Source organism: Micromonospora arida (assembly GCF_003857035.1).
Classification (GTDB): Bacteria; Actinomycetota; Actinomycetes; order Mycobacteriales; family Micromonosporaceae; genus Micromonospora; species Micromonospora arida.
In genome coordinates, this window is the sequence record NZ_QGSY01000275.1 from 62470 (window position 1) to 78708 (window position 16239).

12 protein-coding genes are annotated in these 16239 nt (G+C 69.2%); 10 read left to right on the forward strand and 2 right to left on the reverse strand.

Annotation, left to right across the window (positions count from 1 at the left end; translation table 11 throughout):
- The first annotated feature begins 78 nt into the window (after positions 1-78).
- From DLJ58_RS27715 to DLJ58_RS27735, 5 genes are all read left to right on the forward strand, one after another.
- Positions 79-1050 carry an ABC transporter permease gene (locus DLJ58_RS27715; protein ID WP_124860632.1) on the forward strand — a complete coding sequence of 324 codons (972 nt, stop codon included), beginning with the start codon at positions 79-81 and terminating at the stop codon, positions 1048-1050.
- 2 nt (positions 1051-1052) lie between these two features.
- Entirely contained in the window at positions 1053-2036 is a 984-nt protein-coding gene (locus tag DLJ58_RS27720) for an ABC transporter permease (RefSeq protein WP_124860634.1), read from the forward strand.
- A gap of 25 nt (positions 2037-2061) precedes the next feature.
- The gene (locus tag DLJ58_RS27725; RefSeq protein ID WP_124860636.1) at positions 2062-3234 is read left to right on the forward strand and encodes a substrate-binding domain-containing protein; all 1173 of its coding nucleotides are present in this window, start codon (positions 2062-2064) and stop codon (positions 3232-3234) included.
- Positions 3235-3240: 6 nt separating this feature from the next.
- On the forward strand, positions 3241-4092 hold the full coding sequence (locus DLJ58_RS27730) for a sugar phosphate isomerase/epimerase family protein (RefSeq protein ID WP_124860638.1): 852 nt from the start codon (positions 3241-3243) through the stop codon (positions 4090-4092).
- A gap of 79 nt (positions 4093-4171) precedes the next feature.
- On the forward strand, positions 4172-6565 hold the full coding sequence (locus tag DLJ58_RS27735; RefSeq protein WP_208741363.1) for an RICIN domain-containing protein: 2394 nt from the start codon (positions 4172-4174) through the stop codon (positions 6563-6565).
- Between the two features lie 63 nt (positions 6566-6628).
- Here DLJ58_RS27735 and DLJ58_RS27740 read toward each other — a convergent pair whose 3' ends face one another.
- Together DLJ58_RS27740 and DLJ58_RS27745 are read right to left on the reverse strand one after the other, a co-directional pair.
- Entirely contained in the window at positions 6629-7624 is a 996-nt protein-coding gene (locus DLJ58_RS27740) for a family 43 glycosylhydrolase (RefSeq protein WP_279635916.1), read from the reverse strand.
- An 18-nt stretch (positions 7625-7642) separates the two neighbouring features.
- Entirely contained in the window at positions 7643-8668 is a 1026-nt protein-coding gene (locus tag DLJ58_RS27745) for a LacI family DNA-binding transcriptional regulator (protein WP_124860642.1), read from the reverse strand.
- Positions 8669-9080: 412 nt separating this feature from the next.
- Between DLJ58_RS27745 and DLJ58_RS27750 the strand changes: the two genes are divergently transcribed.
- The 5 genes from DLJ58_RS27750 (at position 9081) to DLJ58_RS27770 (ending at position 16074) form a co-directional block, all read left to right on the forward strand.
- Positions 9081-10397, forward strand: coding sequence for an ABC transporter substrate-binding protein (locus DLJ58_RS27750; RefSeq protein WP_244219153.1), 1317 nt, complete (start codon positions 9081-9083; stop codon positions 10395-10397).
- Positions 10394-11347, forward strand: coding sequence for a carbohydrate ABC transporter permease (locus tag DLJ58_RS27755; protein ID WP_208741365.1), 954 nt, complete (start codon positions 10394-10396; stop codon positions 11345-11347). Before DLJ58_RS27750 ends, DLJ58_RS27755 begins: the two co-directional genes overlap by 4 nt.
- On the forward strand, positions 11344-12168 hold the full coding sequence (locus DLJ58_RS27760) for a carbohydrate ABC transporter permease (RefSeq protein WP_124860646.1): 825 nt from the start codon (positions 11344-11346) through the stop codon (positions 12166-12168). The genes DLJ58_RS27755 and DLJ58_RS27760 overlap by 4 nt, the downstream gene beginning before the upstream one ends.
- Positions 12169-12171: 3 nt before the next feature.
- Positions 12172-13326, forward strand: a complete 1155-nt coding sequence (locus tag DLJ58_RS27765) for a serine hydrolase domain-containing protein (RefSeq protein WP_124860648.1) — start codon at positions 12172-12174, stop codon at positions 13324-13326.
- A 414-nt stretch (positions 13327-13740) separates the two neighbouring features.
- The gene (locus DLJ58_RS27770; RefSeq protein WP_244219154.1) at positions 13741-16074 is read left to right on the forward strand and encodes a family 43 glycosylhydrolase; all 2334 of its coding nucleotides are present in this window, start codon (positions 13741-13743) and stop codon (positions 16072-16074) included.
- The last annotated feature ends 165 nt before the right edge of the window (positions 16075-16239 follow it).

Here is a 16239-nt window from a genome sequence, read left to right on the forward strand (position 1 = left end):
CGCGAACCGAGGTGACCCAGTGAGCGCGAGGAGTGAGCCGGGTTTGCGAGCCCCGCAGTCGCGAACCGAGGTGACCCAGTGAGCGCACTGTCGCTGTTGCCGGCCCGGCGTTCCGTACCGGGCGTGTTCGTGGCCCTGACCCTGACCCTGACGATCGGCTGGCTGGTCGTCCTGCTCGACGGGGGTCAGCTCTTCAACCAGTCCACGACGGTGAGTCTGCTGCATGTGGCCGCCGGCCTCGGCCTCGTCGCGGTGGGCCAGACCCTGGTCATCCTGGGAGGCTCGCTCGACCTCTCGGTGGCGTACGTGATCAGCCTCAGCACCCTCGTCGCGGCCGAGACGATGAACGGCAGCGACGGCGCGGTGCTGCCGGCGATCGGCCTGGTGCTCGTCGTCAGCGCCGGCGTCGGGCTGCTCAACGGGCTGCTCGTCACCAGGTTCCGGGTCAACGCGTTCATCGCGACCCTCGGCGTCGGGCTGCTGCTCAAGGGTTACCTCGACAACGGCTACGACGGCCCGGCCGGCACCACCGCACCCTCGCTGGTGCACGCGCTCGGCTACCAGCGCATCGGGCCGCTGCCGGTGTCGTTCCTGCTGCTGATAGCGGTCACCGCGGCGGCCTGGTTCGCGCTCTCGCGGACCCGCTTCGGCCACCACCTGGTCGCCGTCGGCGGGGATCCGGAGGTGGCCCGGCTCTCCGGCGTCCGCAACGACCGGGTCCTCGTCACCGCCCACGTGCTGTGCTCGATGTGCGCAGGGCTCGCCGGCATCTACCTCGCCAGTCGGCTCGGCTCGGGCGCCCCACGCGTCGGCACCGAGGGCCTCTACGACCTGGAGTCGATCGCCGCGGTGGTGATCGGCGGTACCGCCCTCGCCGGTGGGCGCGGCGGCGTCATCGGCACGGTCGGTGGGGTGCTGCTGCTGGCCAGCATCGACGCCATCTTCAACCAGCTCGAGGTCGACGCCTTCTTCAAGCAGGTGATCCGGGGCGTCATCATCATCGCCGCGGTCGCCGTCTACGCCCGCCGGGCCATGCGAAAGGCGGCCTAGCCATGCAGACCGTCCAGCCCCGTTCCCTGCCGCTGCGTCTGCCGCGGGTGCGTCCCGGTGGTGTCCTGCCGATCCTCGCGATCCTCGCGGTGCTGTTGGTGCTCGTCGGCATCCGGCAGCCCGACTTCCTGGCCCCGCAGTCGCTGATGTCCTTCCTCGGCCGTTCGGCACCGATCATCCTGCTCGCCGCCGGTCAGTACTTCGTGATCGTGTCCGGCGAGTTCGACCTCTCGGTCGGTTCCCTGGTCACCGCTCAGGTGGTGGTCGCCGCCCGGCTGATCGACAGCGACCCGGCGCGTACCTGGCCGGTGGTGCTGCTCCTGCTCGCCTTCGGAGTGCTGGTCGGGCTGGTCAACGGCCTGATCACGACGCGGCTGCGGGTGCCGTCGTTCATCACCACCCTCGGCATGTTCCTGATCCTCGTCGGCGCGGTCTACCTCTGGTCCGACGGCGCCCCGAAGGGTGGGCTCTCCGAGGAGTTCCGGCGGTTCGGCCGGCGGGCCTTCGAGGACGTGCCGCTGCTGGGCCGCGTGCCGTACGCGCTGCTGGTCCTGGTGGTCCTGGCGGTGGCGGCCGTGCTGCTGATGCGCTCGGACTTCGGTCGGACGCTGGTCGCCGTCGGCGACAACCCGCGCACCGCCGAGCTGAGCGGTGTACGCGTGTGGCGTACCCGGACCTTCGCCTTCATCCTCAGCGGGCTCGCGGCGGCGGTGGCGGCCATCCTCCTGGGCGGCTACAGCGGTGTGTCGTTCCAGGCCGGTGCCGGCCTGGAGTTCGGTGCGATCACCGCTGTCGTCCTCGGTGGGGTGGCGCTCGGCGGGGGTCGCGGCGCGGTCGTCGGGGCGATGCTCGGCGCGCTGACCCTCGAACTGCTGTTCGCCCTCATGAATTTCTACGGCGTCTCCGGCGCCCTCAGGTCGACCGTCCAGGGCGCGATCATCCTGCTCGCCGTGGCGGTCTCGGCAACCCGTTCTTCGTCGAGATAAAGGGGAAACCATAGTGCGACGTTCCATGGCGGCCATTGCCGCTGTCACCCTGCTGTCCCTTGCCGCCTGTGCCACCGACGAGCCGGCCGCGAGCCCGTCGGGAAGTGCGTCCGCCGCCACCGGGTCCGGCACCGGGGACCAGTCGAAGTTCTTCGTGCAGGCCGACTACGACGCCGAGTTGGCGCTGCTCGACGCGGCACCGACGGGCCCGGCCGACAAGCCGTGGGAGCAGGTGCTCAACCCGACGATGGTCGACACCGCCAAGTTCAAGAAGAACGGCCCACACAAGATCTGCTTCTCGAATGCGGCCCTGAACAACCCCTGGCGGCAGGTCGGGTTCAAGACCATGCAGGCCGAGGTGGAGGCGCAGAAGAGCCGCATCAAGGAGTTCGTGCACGTCGACGCCGAGGGCAAGGACCAGAAGCAGATCGCGGACATCAACGATCTGCTCGGCAAGGGCTGCGACGCGCTCATCGTCTCGCCGAACACCACCGCCACGCTCACCCCAGCCGTCGAGGCGGCCTGCAAGGCCGGGCTGCCGGTCGTCGTCTTCGACCGTGGTGTCAACACGAAGTGCCCGGTGACGTTCATCAACCCCATCGGCGGTTACGGGTTCGGCCACGTCGGGGCCGAGTTCGTCAGCCAGAAGATGAAGCCCGGCGGCAAGGTCCTCGCCCTGCGGATCCTGCCCGGCGTCGACGTCCTGGAGACCCGCTGGTCGGCGGCGAAGGTGGCGTTCGACAAGGCGAAGGTCGACGTCGTCGGTGTCGAGTTCACCGATGGTGATCCGGCCAAGACCAAGAAGATCGTCGACGACTACATCCAGCGGTACGGCACGATCGACGGGGTCTGGATGGACGCCGGAGCGGTGGCCGTCGCGGCGGTCGAGGCGTTCCAGGACGCGGGCAAGCCCGTTCCGCCGATGAACGGTGAGGACCAGCTCGACTTCCTGAAAATCTGGAAGGACAAGAAGCTCACCGCGATCGCGCCGACCTACCCGACCTACCAGTGGCGTACGCCGATCATCGCGGCGCTGCGGATCCTCGACGGCCAGCAGGTGTCCAACCCGTGGAAGCTGCCGCAGCCGACCGTCACCCAGGACAACCTGGACCAGTACATCGACGCGGGCATGCCGCCGCTGCACTACGCGATGTGCGGCTGCACCGACCTGCCCGGTTACCCGCAGCGCTGGAAGTAGGGTCCGATGTACGCCATCGGCGTCAACCCCTGGGTCTGGGCCTCGCCGGTCGACGACAAGGCCCTGGCCGAGCTGATCCCGCGGATCGCCGCGTTCGGCTTCGACGCGATCGAGTTGCCGATCGAGCAGCCCGGCGACTGGGACCCGATCCGTACCCGGGACCTGTTGGCGGAGCACGGCCTCGTCGCCGCCGGCGTCTGCGCGGTGACCCCGCCGGGGCGGGAGTTGGTCGACGCCGCGCCAGCGGTCGTCGAGTCGACGGTGGCGTACCTGAAGGGCTGCGTGGCGAGCGCGGCGGCCGTCGGCGCTGGATGCGTCGGCGGCCCCGCGTACGCCTCGGTCGGCCGCACGTGGCGGATGTCGCCAACGGCTCGCGCGGCCTGCTACGCGGATTTCCGGCGGGCCCTGGCGCCGGTGGCCGAGCAGGCCGGCGAGTTGGGCGTGAGCATCGGTGTCGAGGCGTTGAACCGCTACGAGACGAGCGTCGTCAACACGATCGAGCAGACGATCGAGTTGATCGACGGGCTACCGCCGAACGTCGGCATCATGATCGATACCTACCACATGAACATTGAGGAGGCCGACCCCTACGCGGCCCTCGCCGTCGCCGGCCGGCACATCAAGCACGTCCAGGTCAGCGGCACCAACCGGGGTGCTCCCGGCGCTGACCACTTCGACTGGCCCCGCTTCTTCACGGTCCTGCGGGACACCGGTTACCAGGGTGCGATCTGCATCGAGTCGTTCACGGCGGAGAACGAGGCCATCGCCACCGCCGCGGCGATCTGGCGTCCGTTGGCCCCCTCGCAGGACCGTCTCGCCACGGACGGCCTGCGCTATCTCCGGGAGATCCTCGGATAACTGCCCGACCCGTCACCCCCGCGCTGGTCGAGGCCGTTGCGCCACCCCCACCCCGTTCTCACGTCAGGAGCACCGTCCCGTGTCCTCGTCCCTTTCGTCGCTGCGCCGACTGCTGGCCGGCGCCGCCGCGACAGCGGTGACCGCCCTGGTCGCGGTAACCGCCTCGGTGTCCCCGGCCCAAGCGGCCACCACCACCCTCTACGCGTCGCCCGCCGGCACCGGCACCGTGTGTTCCGCCAGCCAACCGTGTTCGCTGACCGCCGCCCAGACCGCGGTGCGGGCGATCAACAGCGCGATGTCCGGTGACATCGTCGTGGAGTTGGCCAACGGCGCGTACCGGCTGTCGTCGCCGCTGCGGTTCACCGCTGCCGACTCGGGCAACAACGGCTATCAGGTGATCTGGCGGGCGGCCTCCGGCGCACGTCCGACGATCACCGGCGCCCGGGCGGTCACCGGCTGGTCGCTCGTCGACTCCGGGAAGAACATCTGGCGGGCCAACGTCGGCGCCGGGCTCGACTCCCGTCAGCTCTACGTCAACGGGGCCGTGGCCACCCGGGCACGTACCGCCGTGAACCGCTCCGACTTCACCTTCACCACGTCCGGCATGCGGTTCACCAACGGCGCGCTCAGCTACCTCAACAACCTCGGCAACCAGAACCGGGTCGAGGTGGAGAGCGTCGGTTCGTTCACCGACCGGTACTCGCCGGTGCAGAGCATCAGCGGAAACTTCCTGACGATGCAGCAGCCCGCGTGGAACAACAACACCTTCGGGTTCGACACCCTCTCCAGCCCGCACCGCGCCGGCCCCTTCTACCTGACCAACGCGTACGAGTTCCTGGACTCGGCGGGGGAGTGGTACCTCAACCCCAGCAACGGTCAGCTCAACTACATCCCCCTCGCCGGGCAGAACATGAGCTCGGTCAGCGTCGAGTTGCCGCAGTTGCAGTCCCTGGTCAACGTGGGCGGCACCCTCGCCTCGCCGGCACACCACATCTCGTTCAGCGGCATCACCTTCACCGGCACCAGTTGGCTCGGCCCGAGCAGCAGCAACGGCTTCGCCGACCAGCAGACCGGCGCCCACATCACCGGCACCTGGTCCCGGCCGGCCGACGCGCTGACCTCCTGCCAGGCCGGCTGCCCCCAGTTCGAGGCCACCCGGCCCAACTGGAACCAGATGCCCGCCGCCGTGCAGGTCTCCGCGGCCAACACCATCACCTTCAGCGACTCCCAGTTCGTCAACCTCGGGCAGACCGCGATCGGCATCGGCAACGACGCCAACGCCCACGCCAGCGGTGTCGGTCTGGGCGCCAGCAACATCACCGTCACCCGCTCCGAGATCGCCCGCAACTCCGCCGGCGGCGTCGTGGTCGGCGGTGTACGCGCAGACGCCCACCACCCCAGTGATCAGCGGATGGTCAACCGCAACATCACCATCAGCAACAACCGGGTGCACGATCTCGGCCTGGAGTACCGGGGCGTGGTCTCGATCCTGACCACCTACGTGAACACGGCGACGGTTTCGTACAACGAGGTCTACAACATGCCGTACACCGGCCTGTCGGTCGGCTACGGCTGGGGCGCCAACGACGCGGGCGGCAGTCAGCACTACGCGAACCGGGGCCTGTACAACTACCAGCCGCGCTACACCACGGCGACCACCGCGGCCAACAACCAGGTCATCGGCAACTACGTGCACGACGTGATGCAGCAGATGACCGACGGCGGATGCATCTACACGCTGTCGGCGAACCCGGGCGCGACCATCAACCAGAACTACTGCCTGCGGACCAACGGCTGGTTCGGGCTCTACTTCGACGAGGGCTCCCGCTACTACACCGCCCGCAACAACGTGTTCTCCTCCACCGGTACCTGGGCCACCGCCAACTACTGGTACGCGGAGAACATGGGTAACTTCACGGTCACCAACAACTGGTCGACGAACAACTCCACGAACGTGACGAACGGCGACCGCGGCAACGTGGTCAACGGCAACGTCACGGTCAGCAACGGCAGTTGGCCGTCGGGCGCGCAGACGGTGATCAACGCGGCTGGTGTGCAGAGCGGTGGTGGCACCAACCCGCAGAACGTGCAGATCGTGGGTGCACAGTCGGGCCGGTGCGCCGAGATCGGCAACTCCAGCACGACAAACGGCACGCAGGCCCAGATCTGGGACTGCATCAGTGCGGCCACCAACCAGCGGTGGACCCACACCGCCAGCCGTCAGCTCATGGTCTACGGCACCAAGTGCCTGGACGCCTCCGGCCAGGGCACCAGCAACGGCACCGCGGTGGTGATCTGGGACTGCAACGGCGGCACCAACCAGCAGTGGAACGTCAACGCCAACGGCACGATCACCGGTGTGCAGTCGGGTCTCTGCCTGGACGCCAACGGCGCCGCGACGGCGAACGGCACGAAGCTGATCCTCTGGGCCTGCTCCGGCGGCACCAACCAGCAGTGGCAGTTGCGCAGCTGATCCAGTAGCTGGACACCGACAGGTCCGGGCCGGGGCGAGACGCCTCGGCCCGGACCTGTCCGGTTACGGCTCTGCGACCACCGTCAGCCCGGTCGAGGAGCTGTAGCGGACCGGGATGGGATCGGTGAGTTCCCCGACGAATGTTCCGTCGACGTGGTCGAGGAAGCCGATGAGGGACCAGTCGTCGGCGGGTCCGGGGACCAGCCGGGGCGCGTACAGGTGCGGGTGGGCGAACGGTTGGGCGGACGCGATGTCCCACGGCCCGAGGGTGGTCTCGCCGGTCGCCACCCAGATCCGGTGGTCGTCGCGCCGAGCGCTGCCGGTGGCCTCGGTGGAGAAGAGCAGCAGCGGCTGCCCGTCGAGGACCGCGACCTGGGGCACCTCCAGGTGACCGAAGCCGGCCGGAGTCGACAGCGGCGGCGCGACGGTCCAGGTGACGAGGTCGGTGGAGGTGGCGTGGCCGACGACGCCACGGGTGTTCGCCGGACCGGTGTTGGCGCGGGCGGTGATGAGCATGTGCCAACCCTTGCCGTCGGGGTCGGGGAACACCCACGGGTCACGCCACGCCTGCTCGTACCACAGCTCCTTGTCCAGCAGCTCGTACCAGGTGGGGTCGGCCTGGACGATCGGTTCGGTGCCGTGCCGGTGCCAGGTCATGAGGTCGTCGGAGACGGCCAGTCCGATGCGTTGGACGAGCCCGTCCTCCGCACGACCGACCCCGGTGTAGAACAGGTACCAGCGTCCGTCAGGCCCGCGGACGGTGCAGCCCGTCCAGGTCGCCAGGTCGTCCCAGCTGGGCGCGTCGGCGGGGACCACGGCGTCGGCGACCAGGCGCCACGAGCGCAGGTCCGCCGAGACGGCGTGGCCGATGGTGGCCCGGCGGTGGCGGCGGTGCGGGTCGTGCAGGGCACGGGACGCGCGCAGGAAGAACACGTGCCAGAGGCCGTTGTCGTCCCGCGTGTACCAGCTGTCCCACACCCAGTGGTCGGGTAGACGAAGCATGGTCCGAAACCTAGCACTAAACCGTTTTAGCGCCGGTCGAGGCCGAACCGCCGGCACGGATCGGAGGGCCGGTGGTCAGCCGGCCGGAGGCGCGAGGGACCGGCGTCGGCGCAGGGGCATCGGAACGAGCGAGGGTTCGGCGGCGCCCCCGTCCAGGAGCAGTTCGACCGCTCGCCGTCCCATCTGCTCGTGCGGCAGCGCCGTGGTGGCCAGGCTCGGACGCAACCAGGCGGCGATCGGGTCGTCGTCGAACGAGATCACCGAGATGTCCTCCGGGACGGTCAGCCCCGCCTCGCCGAGTGCCTGGTAGGCCCCGAAGGCCAACCGGTCGTTCATGCAGATGATCGCGCTGGGTCGCTTCGGCTTGCTCAGCAGGCTGCGCATGGCGGCGTACCCGTGCTCGGGCAACCACTCGGTGCAGAAACACTCGGCCAGGAGGCCGACCTTTGCCTCGTCCAGTGTCTGCCGGATGCCGTGCAGGCGGGCGCGGGCGGCGAGCGAGACCTCCGGGTCGTCCTCCTTGAGTCGGTTGCGGCCGATGAGCGCGATCGTATCGCGGTGGCCAAGCTCCAGCAGGGCGGTGGCGACGGAGCGGCCGGCCCCCTCGTCGTCGGGGACCACGCTGGGCAGGCCGTCGGGGCTGGTGGCGTTGAGCAGCACCACCGGGCCCCCGAGGATGGCCGCGGGCACCGTCAGCCGCCGGGTCGCCATCGCCGCGTAGATCACCCCGTCGACCTGCCGGTCCAGGACAGCCTCGATGGCGTACTGCTCGAAGGTGGCGTCGCCCTGCGTCTCGGTGATGAGCAGGACGTGGTCCCTTTCGCGGGCCGCGTCGAGGGCGCCGCGGATGAGGTCGCCGGCGAACCGGGTGGTGGCCACGATGTCGGAGACGAACGCGATGGTGGCCGTCTTGCGGGTGCGCAGGCTGCGCGCGGCGAGGTTGGGCCGGTAGCCGAGCTCCTCGGCGGCGGCGAACACCCGCTGGTGCGCCTCGGCCGAGAGTCGGGTGCCCTCCCTGCCGTTGAGCACCATCGACGCGGCGGTCTTGGACAGCCCGGCTCTCCGCGCGACGTCGGCGAGTGTTGCTCTGTTGCGGCCCATCAATCCTCCGAATCAGGCGCGGTGCCACAGGCGCCGCTCCCGCCCATCATGATGCGTCGCCGTCCGGGATCGAGCGCCGGTCACGTCGGGTGTGGTGTGAACCCGACGTTTCCGCACCGTTGCCAAGTTGTCCTTGACAGCTTCCCGTGCCGCGCGCATGCTCTGCTAAATCAGTTTAGCGACCACTTCTGGTGCATCCAGAGGCGCCTTCGGTGGCCGTGCCGGGTTCTTTTGTGCTGACGGTACGGGTGCTGCGCTCGGGCGACAGGTCACGGCGTACGTGTCGTGACCTCCGCCGGGTCGCGGTGGTCCCGGTGGAGCCGTCGCGCGGCCGTGGGTCGCGGGACGCGTGGAGATGTCAAGGAGTCATGAAATGGCAGAATTGCTGACAAAGTTTCCGCGACGGAGAGCTGTGCTCCTCGCGTCGCTGCTGGCGGTCGGGATGACCGCGACGGCCTGCAGCGCGCCGGGGGAGGACCGGTCGTCGACCCAGAAGTCCGACGCCGCCGTCAAGACGGAGCTGGGCGCCGATCCGATCACCCTGGAGATGTACGCGGAGACCGGCTTCCCGCTGGCCAAGGCGTTGGCCGACGAGTTCTCCAAGCAGCACTCGAACGTCAAGTTCAACGTCCGCGAGGACCAGTTCACGGTGATCGTGGAGAACGCGCCCCGGGTGATGGCGTCGGACAACTCGCCCGACATCATCCGGCTCCCGACCATGGTCGACCTGGTCAAGGACGACCTGCTCAAGAACCTCGACCCGTACTTCACCGCGTACGGCTGGGACAAGTTCCCCGCCTCGCAGCTCATGCAGCTGCGCGTCGGCGAGAACACCCGGGGCACCGGCTCGCTGTACGGGATGGGGCTCGGCTACAGCGTCACAGGCGTCTTCTACAACAAGAAGCTGGCCACTCAGATCGGCATGACCCAGCCGCCGGCCACTGTCGCCGAGTTCGAGGAGCTGCTGGCCAAGGCGAAGACCGGTGGGGTCCAGCCGATCATGCAGTTCAACAAGAACACCGCGGGCATCAACTTCCCGCACCAGGCACTGCAGAACCAGTTCGGCGACCCGACCCTGGTCGCCGACTGGATCTTCCAGAAGCCGGGGGCCACGTTCGACACGCCGGCCGCCCTGAAGGCCACCCAGACCATCCAGAAGTGGGCCCAGGCCGGCTACTTCACCAAGGACGCCAACGCCCTGGACTACGCGGGCATGGTGGGGGAGTTCCAGAAGGGCAACGGCCTGTTCATGTTCAACGGTGACTGGGAGTCGGCCAACCTCGACAAGTCGATGCCCGGCAACGTGGGCTTCTTCCTCTTCCCCACCGAGTCCGCCGGTGGAAAGCACGTGGCGATGTCCGCCCCCAACACCTTCGGCGTCTCCGCCAAGGCCAAGAACCCGGACGCCGCCGCGTACTTCCTGAACTGGGTGCACACCAACGCCAAGGCCCGCGAGATCTCGGTGACCGTCGGCGGCTCCAGCCCTGGCGGCCCGAGTGACCTGCCGGTGCCGAGCGCCGCCCCGAACACGGTGCTGGCCGAGACCCTGAAGGCGTCACAGCAACTCGGTGCGGAGAACGGCGCTGTGGACTTCACCGCGAACGCGACCGGCGGAATCTTCGCCGCCGCGATCACGCCGGAGATGCAGAAGCTGATCGCCGGTCAGCAGACGCCCGAGGGGTACGTGAAGGCGGTCCAGGCCGAGTATCAGAAGGAACTGTCCCGATGACGTCTGCCCTCGGCAGCGCACCAACCGGGCACGACGATCGTCGCGCCCGCCCCACCCCCGCGCGGGCCCACCGATTCCGGTGGGCCCGCGCGGCCGGGACCGGCTGGTTGTACGTCCTGCCCGCCCTGGTGATGTACGCGGTGTTCGTCCTGCGCCCGCTCGTCCTGACGCTCCAGTACTCGCTCTACGACTGGAACGGCATCGGGGTGGCCCGCTGGGTGGGCCTGGACAACTACCTCACCGTGTTCACCGACAGCGACCTGCTGAAAATCATCGGCAACGCGATCGTCCTGATCGTCTTCTTCAGCTTCATCCCCGTCGCGCTGGGGCTGTTGGTGGCCAGCATGGTTCGCCGGATCACCACCGGCGCGTTCGGCACCGTCGTCCGGACCATCCTGTTCCTGCCGCAGGTCATCCCCCTGGTGGCGGCGGGCATCGCGTGGAGCTGGCTGCTCTCGTCGAACGGTCTGGTCAACCAGGCGCTGCGCGCGGTCGGGCTGGGTGGCGTCGCCCGCGCCTGGCTCGGCGACTTCGACACGGCGCTGCCAGCCGTCGGCGTCATCGGGGCCTGGGTCCTGCTCGGCCTCTGCACGATCCTGCTGGTCACCGGCATGAGCAAGATCGACCCGGCGCTGTACGAGGCCGCCCGCCTCGACGGTGCCGGTCCGTTCCGTGAGTTCCTCGCCGTGACCCTGCCCAGCCTGCGCCAGGAGATCGGCGTCTGCCTCACCGTGACGATCATCGCGGCGTTGGCGAGCTTCGACATCGTCTACATCTCCACCAGCGGCGGCCCCGGCCTCCAGACCACTGTGCCGGGCCTGGAGATCTACCGGCTGGCCTTCTCGCAGCGGCAGGTGGGGCTCGCCTCGGCACTCGCTGTCGTACTCATGCTGCTCGTGCTGGCGTGTGTGCTGCCGATCCAGCGCCTGAGCCGAGGGGAGAAGCAGTGAATCTGAGCCGACGCGAACAGTTGACCGGCCGGGTCTTCCTGATCGCCCTGATCGTCGTCACCCTGCTGCCGTTCGTGAGCATGCTCTCGGCGGCGTTGCAGCCCCGGGGCACCGTGCCCAGCGGGCTCGAGTGGCCGTCCGACCCACAGTGGGGGAACTTCGCCGACGCCTTCACCGCCGCGAACATGGGCGCCCTGCTCCGCTCCAGCCTGCTCATCGTGGCCGGTGTCGTACCGGTGTCGGTGCTCATCGCGACCATGGCCGGCTTCGGGCTCGGTCAGCTGCGGGTCCCCGGTGGCCGCCTCGTCTTCGGTCTCTTCCTGCTGGGTCTGACCCTGCCGTTCGAGGCCGTGGTCACGCCGCTCTACTACCAGATGCAGGACCTCGGCCTGCTCAACACCCGCTGGGCCATCATCCTGCCGCTGATCGGGCTGTACATGCCGTTCGCGGTGTTCTGGATGCGGGCACACTTCACCAACGTGCCGGTCGAGTTGTCCGAGGCGGCCCGGGTGGACGGAAGCAGCACGTGGCAGTTGTTCTGGCGGGTCCAGGTGCCGCTCGCCCGGCCGGCGATCGCCTCGCTGACGATCCTGATGTTCCTCTGGACGTGGAACCAGTTCCTGCTCGCCATCGTCCTCGTGGACGACGCCACCAAACGCACCATGGCCGGGGCGCTCGGAGCGTTCCAGGGCCAGTGGGGCACCGACCTGGTGCTGCTGTGTGCCGGGTCGCTGCTGATCCTCACCCCGACCCTCATCGTGTTCCTGATCTTCCAGAGACAGTTCATCAAGGCTCTGATCCAAGGGTCAGTGAAGGGGTAGGCAGTGGTCACACAGCCGCAGATCCACGGCGACGTCGACGATCGCTTCGGCCGCGTCGCCGACGTCTTCCGCGACAACTTCACCTCCCGGGGAGAGGTCGGCGCCGCGGTCACCGTCTACGTGCGGGGCCGCAAGGTCGTCGACCTGTACGGCGGGCTGGCCGACACCCGTACCGGGCGGCCCTGGGACGCGCACACGCCGGTCGTCGTCTTCTCCTGCACAAAGGGGATCCTGGCGATCTGCGCCTACCTGCTGGCCCAGGAGGGCCGGCTCGACCTCGACGCTCCCGTGACGCGCTACTGGCCGGAGTTCGGACAGCACGGCAAGGCGGACATCCCGGTTCGCTGGCTGCTCACGCACCAGGCAGGTCTGCCCGCGGTGGACCGCTCCCTGACCCTCGACGACGTGCTGACGTGGGATCCGGTCATCAAGGCGATCGAGGCGCAGGCCCCGCTGTGGAAACCGGGTACGGCGCACGGCTACCACTCGATGACCTACGGCTGGCTGGTCGGAGAGGTGATCCACCGCATCAGCGGCCAACTACCTGGCGCGTTCTTCGCCGACACCGTCGCGGGCCCGCTCGGCCTGCACACCTGGCTGGGGCTCCCGGCCGCCGAGAGCGACACCGTCGCCTGGGGCCTGGCACCGCCCCCGGACCCTGACCCGTTCGTGGACCCGGTCGCCGAACGGGGCATCACCATGGGGGGCGCCTTCGCCTTCCCCGCCGACGCCGACGGCCTGGTCAGCTTCAACGACGACGCCATCCGGGCCGCGGGTGTTCCCGGCGCGGGCGCGGTGAGCACCGCCGAGGGCCTCGCGCGCCTCTACGCCGCCTGTGTGTCGGAACTCCAGGGTGGACCGCTGCTCACGGCGGCGTCGGTGGACGACGCGGTAGTGGTTCGCTCGCGTGGTCAGCAGCGGCACGGCCCGCCGGACACCGGGCAGCGCTGGGGCACCGGCTTCCTGCTGCACTCCCCACCGGCCCGGCCCTTGCTGGGTGAGCGCAGCTTCGGCCACGACGGCGCGGGCGGCAACCTGGCCTTCGCCGACGCCGAGCACCAGGTGGGCTTCGGCTACGTGGTCAACCAGATGCGCGGGATGGGCGACGAGCGCGCCAATCTGCTCACCGCCGCCGTCCGCGCCTGCCTCAGCGACTGAGGCGACCGGGCTGTGTGTCTCCCCGGTGTCGCCACAGTCGGCACCGGGGAGCCCGGCGGAGCGCCCGCTCCGGCGGGCTCGTGATCAGCGGTCACCGTCGACCCGTCTGTCCACTGTGGCCTGTCGACGGTGTTACGGGGATACTTCGGGCACGTTTCATCGATAGTCTTGACAGGCGTTGTTAGCGATAACACCATGGCCTTCACGCCGCTCTCGCGTTTGGAGCCAGCCTTGGTCCTGTCGGTCCGCTCGCGTGTCCTGAACATCGCCCGCGCATCCGCTGTGAACAGCCTGAACGCCGCCGCTCGCCACGCCACCACCACGTTGACTCGACTGACGTCCACAGTGCGCCCGGATCGCCTCCGTCCACTGTGTGCGCTCGCATCGGCGGCTGTTCTCATCGGTGCGAGCCTGGTGGCCACCCCCGCCGCCGCGCACGCTGCCGACGGATGGTCACCCCGATCGTCGTACACCTCGACCGACACCGGCGCCGGCACCTACTCGGTGCCGCTGCTCAACGCCGACGTGCCGGACATCAGCGTCGAGCGGGTGCCAGCCGCCGAGAACGACGAGGGCCGCGATCTCTACTACATGATCAGCACGACCATGCACCTGAGCCCGGGTGCGCCGATCATGAAGTCGTACGACCTCGTCAACTGGGAGATCGTCAACTACGTCTTCGACCGGGCGAGCATCGGCGACTCCTTCTCACTGCGCAACGGCCAGAACTCGTACGGCCAGGGCCAGTGGGCGTCGTCGCTGCGCTACCACGACGGCACGTTCTACGCCGTCTTCAACACCAACAACCTCAGCGGGGCGTACCTCTACCGCACCGACGACATCGAGAACGGCCCGTGGCAGCGCACCGCCCTCGGCCGTGGCCTGCACGACCCGTCGCTCTTCTTCGACGTCGACGGCACGCCGTACATCTTCTACGGCTCCGGCGGCACCAGCGCCGTACGCCTCAACGCCGACCTGACCGCCATCGCGGAGGACTACCCGAACATCTTCACCGCCAACAACTACGCCGGGCAGCCGTTCATCGGCGGTCTGTTCGAGGGCGCGCAGGTCTACCACATCGACGGCTGGTACTACGCCGTCATCATCACCTGGCCGTCCGGGCAAGGGCGCCAGGTGGTGATGTTCCGGTCGAAGGACCTGCTCGGGCGCTACACCTCCGCCGGCGGGGTCAACACCTACGAGGCGCGCGGAGTGCTCAACTCCAACGGCTTCGCGCAGGGCAGCCTGGTGCCGATCAGCCGGGCGGGCGGCGGGACCGACTGGCACGGCATGTTCTTCCGGGACACGTTCCCGATCGGCCGGATCCCGGCGCTCATCCCCGCCACCTGGCAGAACGGGTGGCCGACATTCGGCACCAACGGGGTCGTGCCGGTCAACGGCCTGTTCGACAAGCCGATCCGGCTCAGCCCGGCCGAGGAGCTGTTCGAGCGGCAGAAGAGCATCGTCGCCTCGGACGACTTCGCCAACGACGCGCCGCACAAGGCGTACCAGGACGAGCAGTGGACGGTCCCCGCCCCGCTGGACCCGGCGGAGATCGCCCCCAACGGCTCCCGGCTGGACCTGGCGTGGGAGTGGAACCACGCCCCGGACAACCGGTACTGGTCACTCACCGACCGCGACGGCTGGCTGCGGTTGACGGCCCGCACTGTGGTCACCGGCCAGTACGTCTACACGAAGCTGTCCAACCGGGCCGAGCTGGCGTGGTTCGAGGAGGCACGCAACACGCTCTCGCAGCGGACGTTCGGGCCACGACAGTCGGTCCAGACCCGGATGGACATCTCCGGGATGAAGAATGGCGACGTCGCGGGCCTGGCCGCCTACAACCGCGGATTCTCGTACGTGGCGGTCAAGCGCGTCGGTGACGTCAACACCCTCGGCGTGGTGAACCGGTCGCAGCCGTTCGCAGTCGACCTCGACCAGTCGACGCTGGAGAACTTCATCTCCGGCACGACGGTGTCGCTGGGCGACGCGACCGAGGTGCACGTGAAGGCGGACCTCGACTTCACCTCGCCGGTCGGCCAGCTGTGGACGACGTTCTACTACAGCCTGGACGGGGTCCAGTGGACCCGGCTGGGCAACCGCGTGGGCCCGCAGGCGCTCGACGGCAGCCTCGCCCACTTCATGGGCCACCGGGTCGGCCTGTTCAACTACGCGACCCAGGAGACCGGCGGCCACGTCGACTTCGACGACTACCTGCTCAGCGACGTGCTGACCGCGCAGGCCCGGCCACTGGACACCACCGCCCTCGACGCGGCCATCGCCCACGCGCAGACACTCGACCCGCGGCACTACCCGGCCGACGCCTGGGCCGCGACGCAGTCCGCGCTCACGGCGGCGACGTCGGCACGGGCCGGCCAGTTCGGCACGCAGAACCAGATCGACGCACCGGAGCGGGCACTCAGCTACCAGTTGGCCCGACTCGGAGTGCTGGCGGCGCTGCCCGTGACGGCCACCGCCCAGGTGCGCTGCCTGAGCGGCAAGGCGTACCTGGCGGTGCAGGTGCGCAACGACTCGGACGAGCCCGTCGAGATCACCGTCGAGACCCCGTACGGGAACCGGTCGTTCGCCGCCGTCGCGCCGGGGGCGAACGTCTACCAGTCGTTCAACACCCGTGCGTCGTCGGTGCCGGCCGGCTCGGCGACGATCCGTGCCACCGGGGCGGTCGCCGGCCGGGACGTGACCACCGTCCACGCCGCCCAGCACCCCGCCAACGCCTGCGGCGGATAGCCCCACGAGCCCTCGGCCCACCGACCAGCACCACCGGCGACCGGCCCGGCGGCACGGAACAGCGGACCTGTCCCGTGCCGCCGCCCACGGTCGGACCGGCGGCGGCAGTCGACCCCTGATGTCCGGACCACCCACGGAAGCGCACCCACCGATCCCCCGTACACC

What these genes read in the sequence shown, in the direction of transcription:
- DLJ58_RS27730 (WP_124860638.1), top strand. Translation starts at nt 3,241, where the DNA reads ATGTACGCCATCGGCGTCAACCCCTGGGTCTGGGCCTCGCCGGTCGAC.
- DLJ58_RS27720 (WP_124860634.1), top strand. Translation starts at nt 1,053, where the DNA reads ATGCAGACCGTCCAGCCCCGTTCCCTGCCGCTGCGTCTGCCGCGGGTG.
- DLJ58_RS27725 (WP_124860636.1), top strand. Translation starts at nt 2,062, where the DNA reads ATGGCGGCCATTGCCGCTGTCACCCTGCTGTCCCTTGCCGCCTGTGCC.
- DLJ58_RS27755 (WP_208741365.1), top strand. Translation starts at nt 10,394, where the DNA reads ATGACGTCTGCCCTCGGCAGCGCACCAACCGGGCACGACGATCGTCGC.
- DLJ58_RS27745 (WP_124860642.1), bottom strand. Translation starts at nt 8,668, where the DNA reads ATGGGCCGCAACAGAGCAACACTCGCCGACGTCGCGCGGAGAGCCGGG.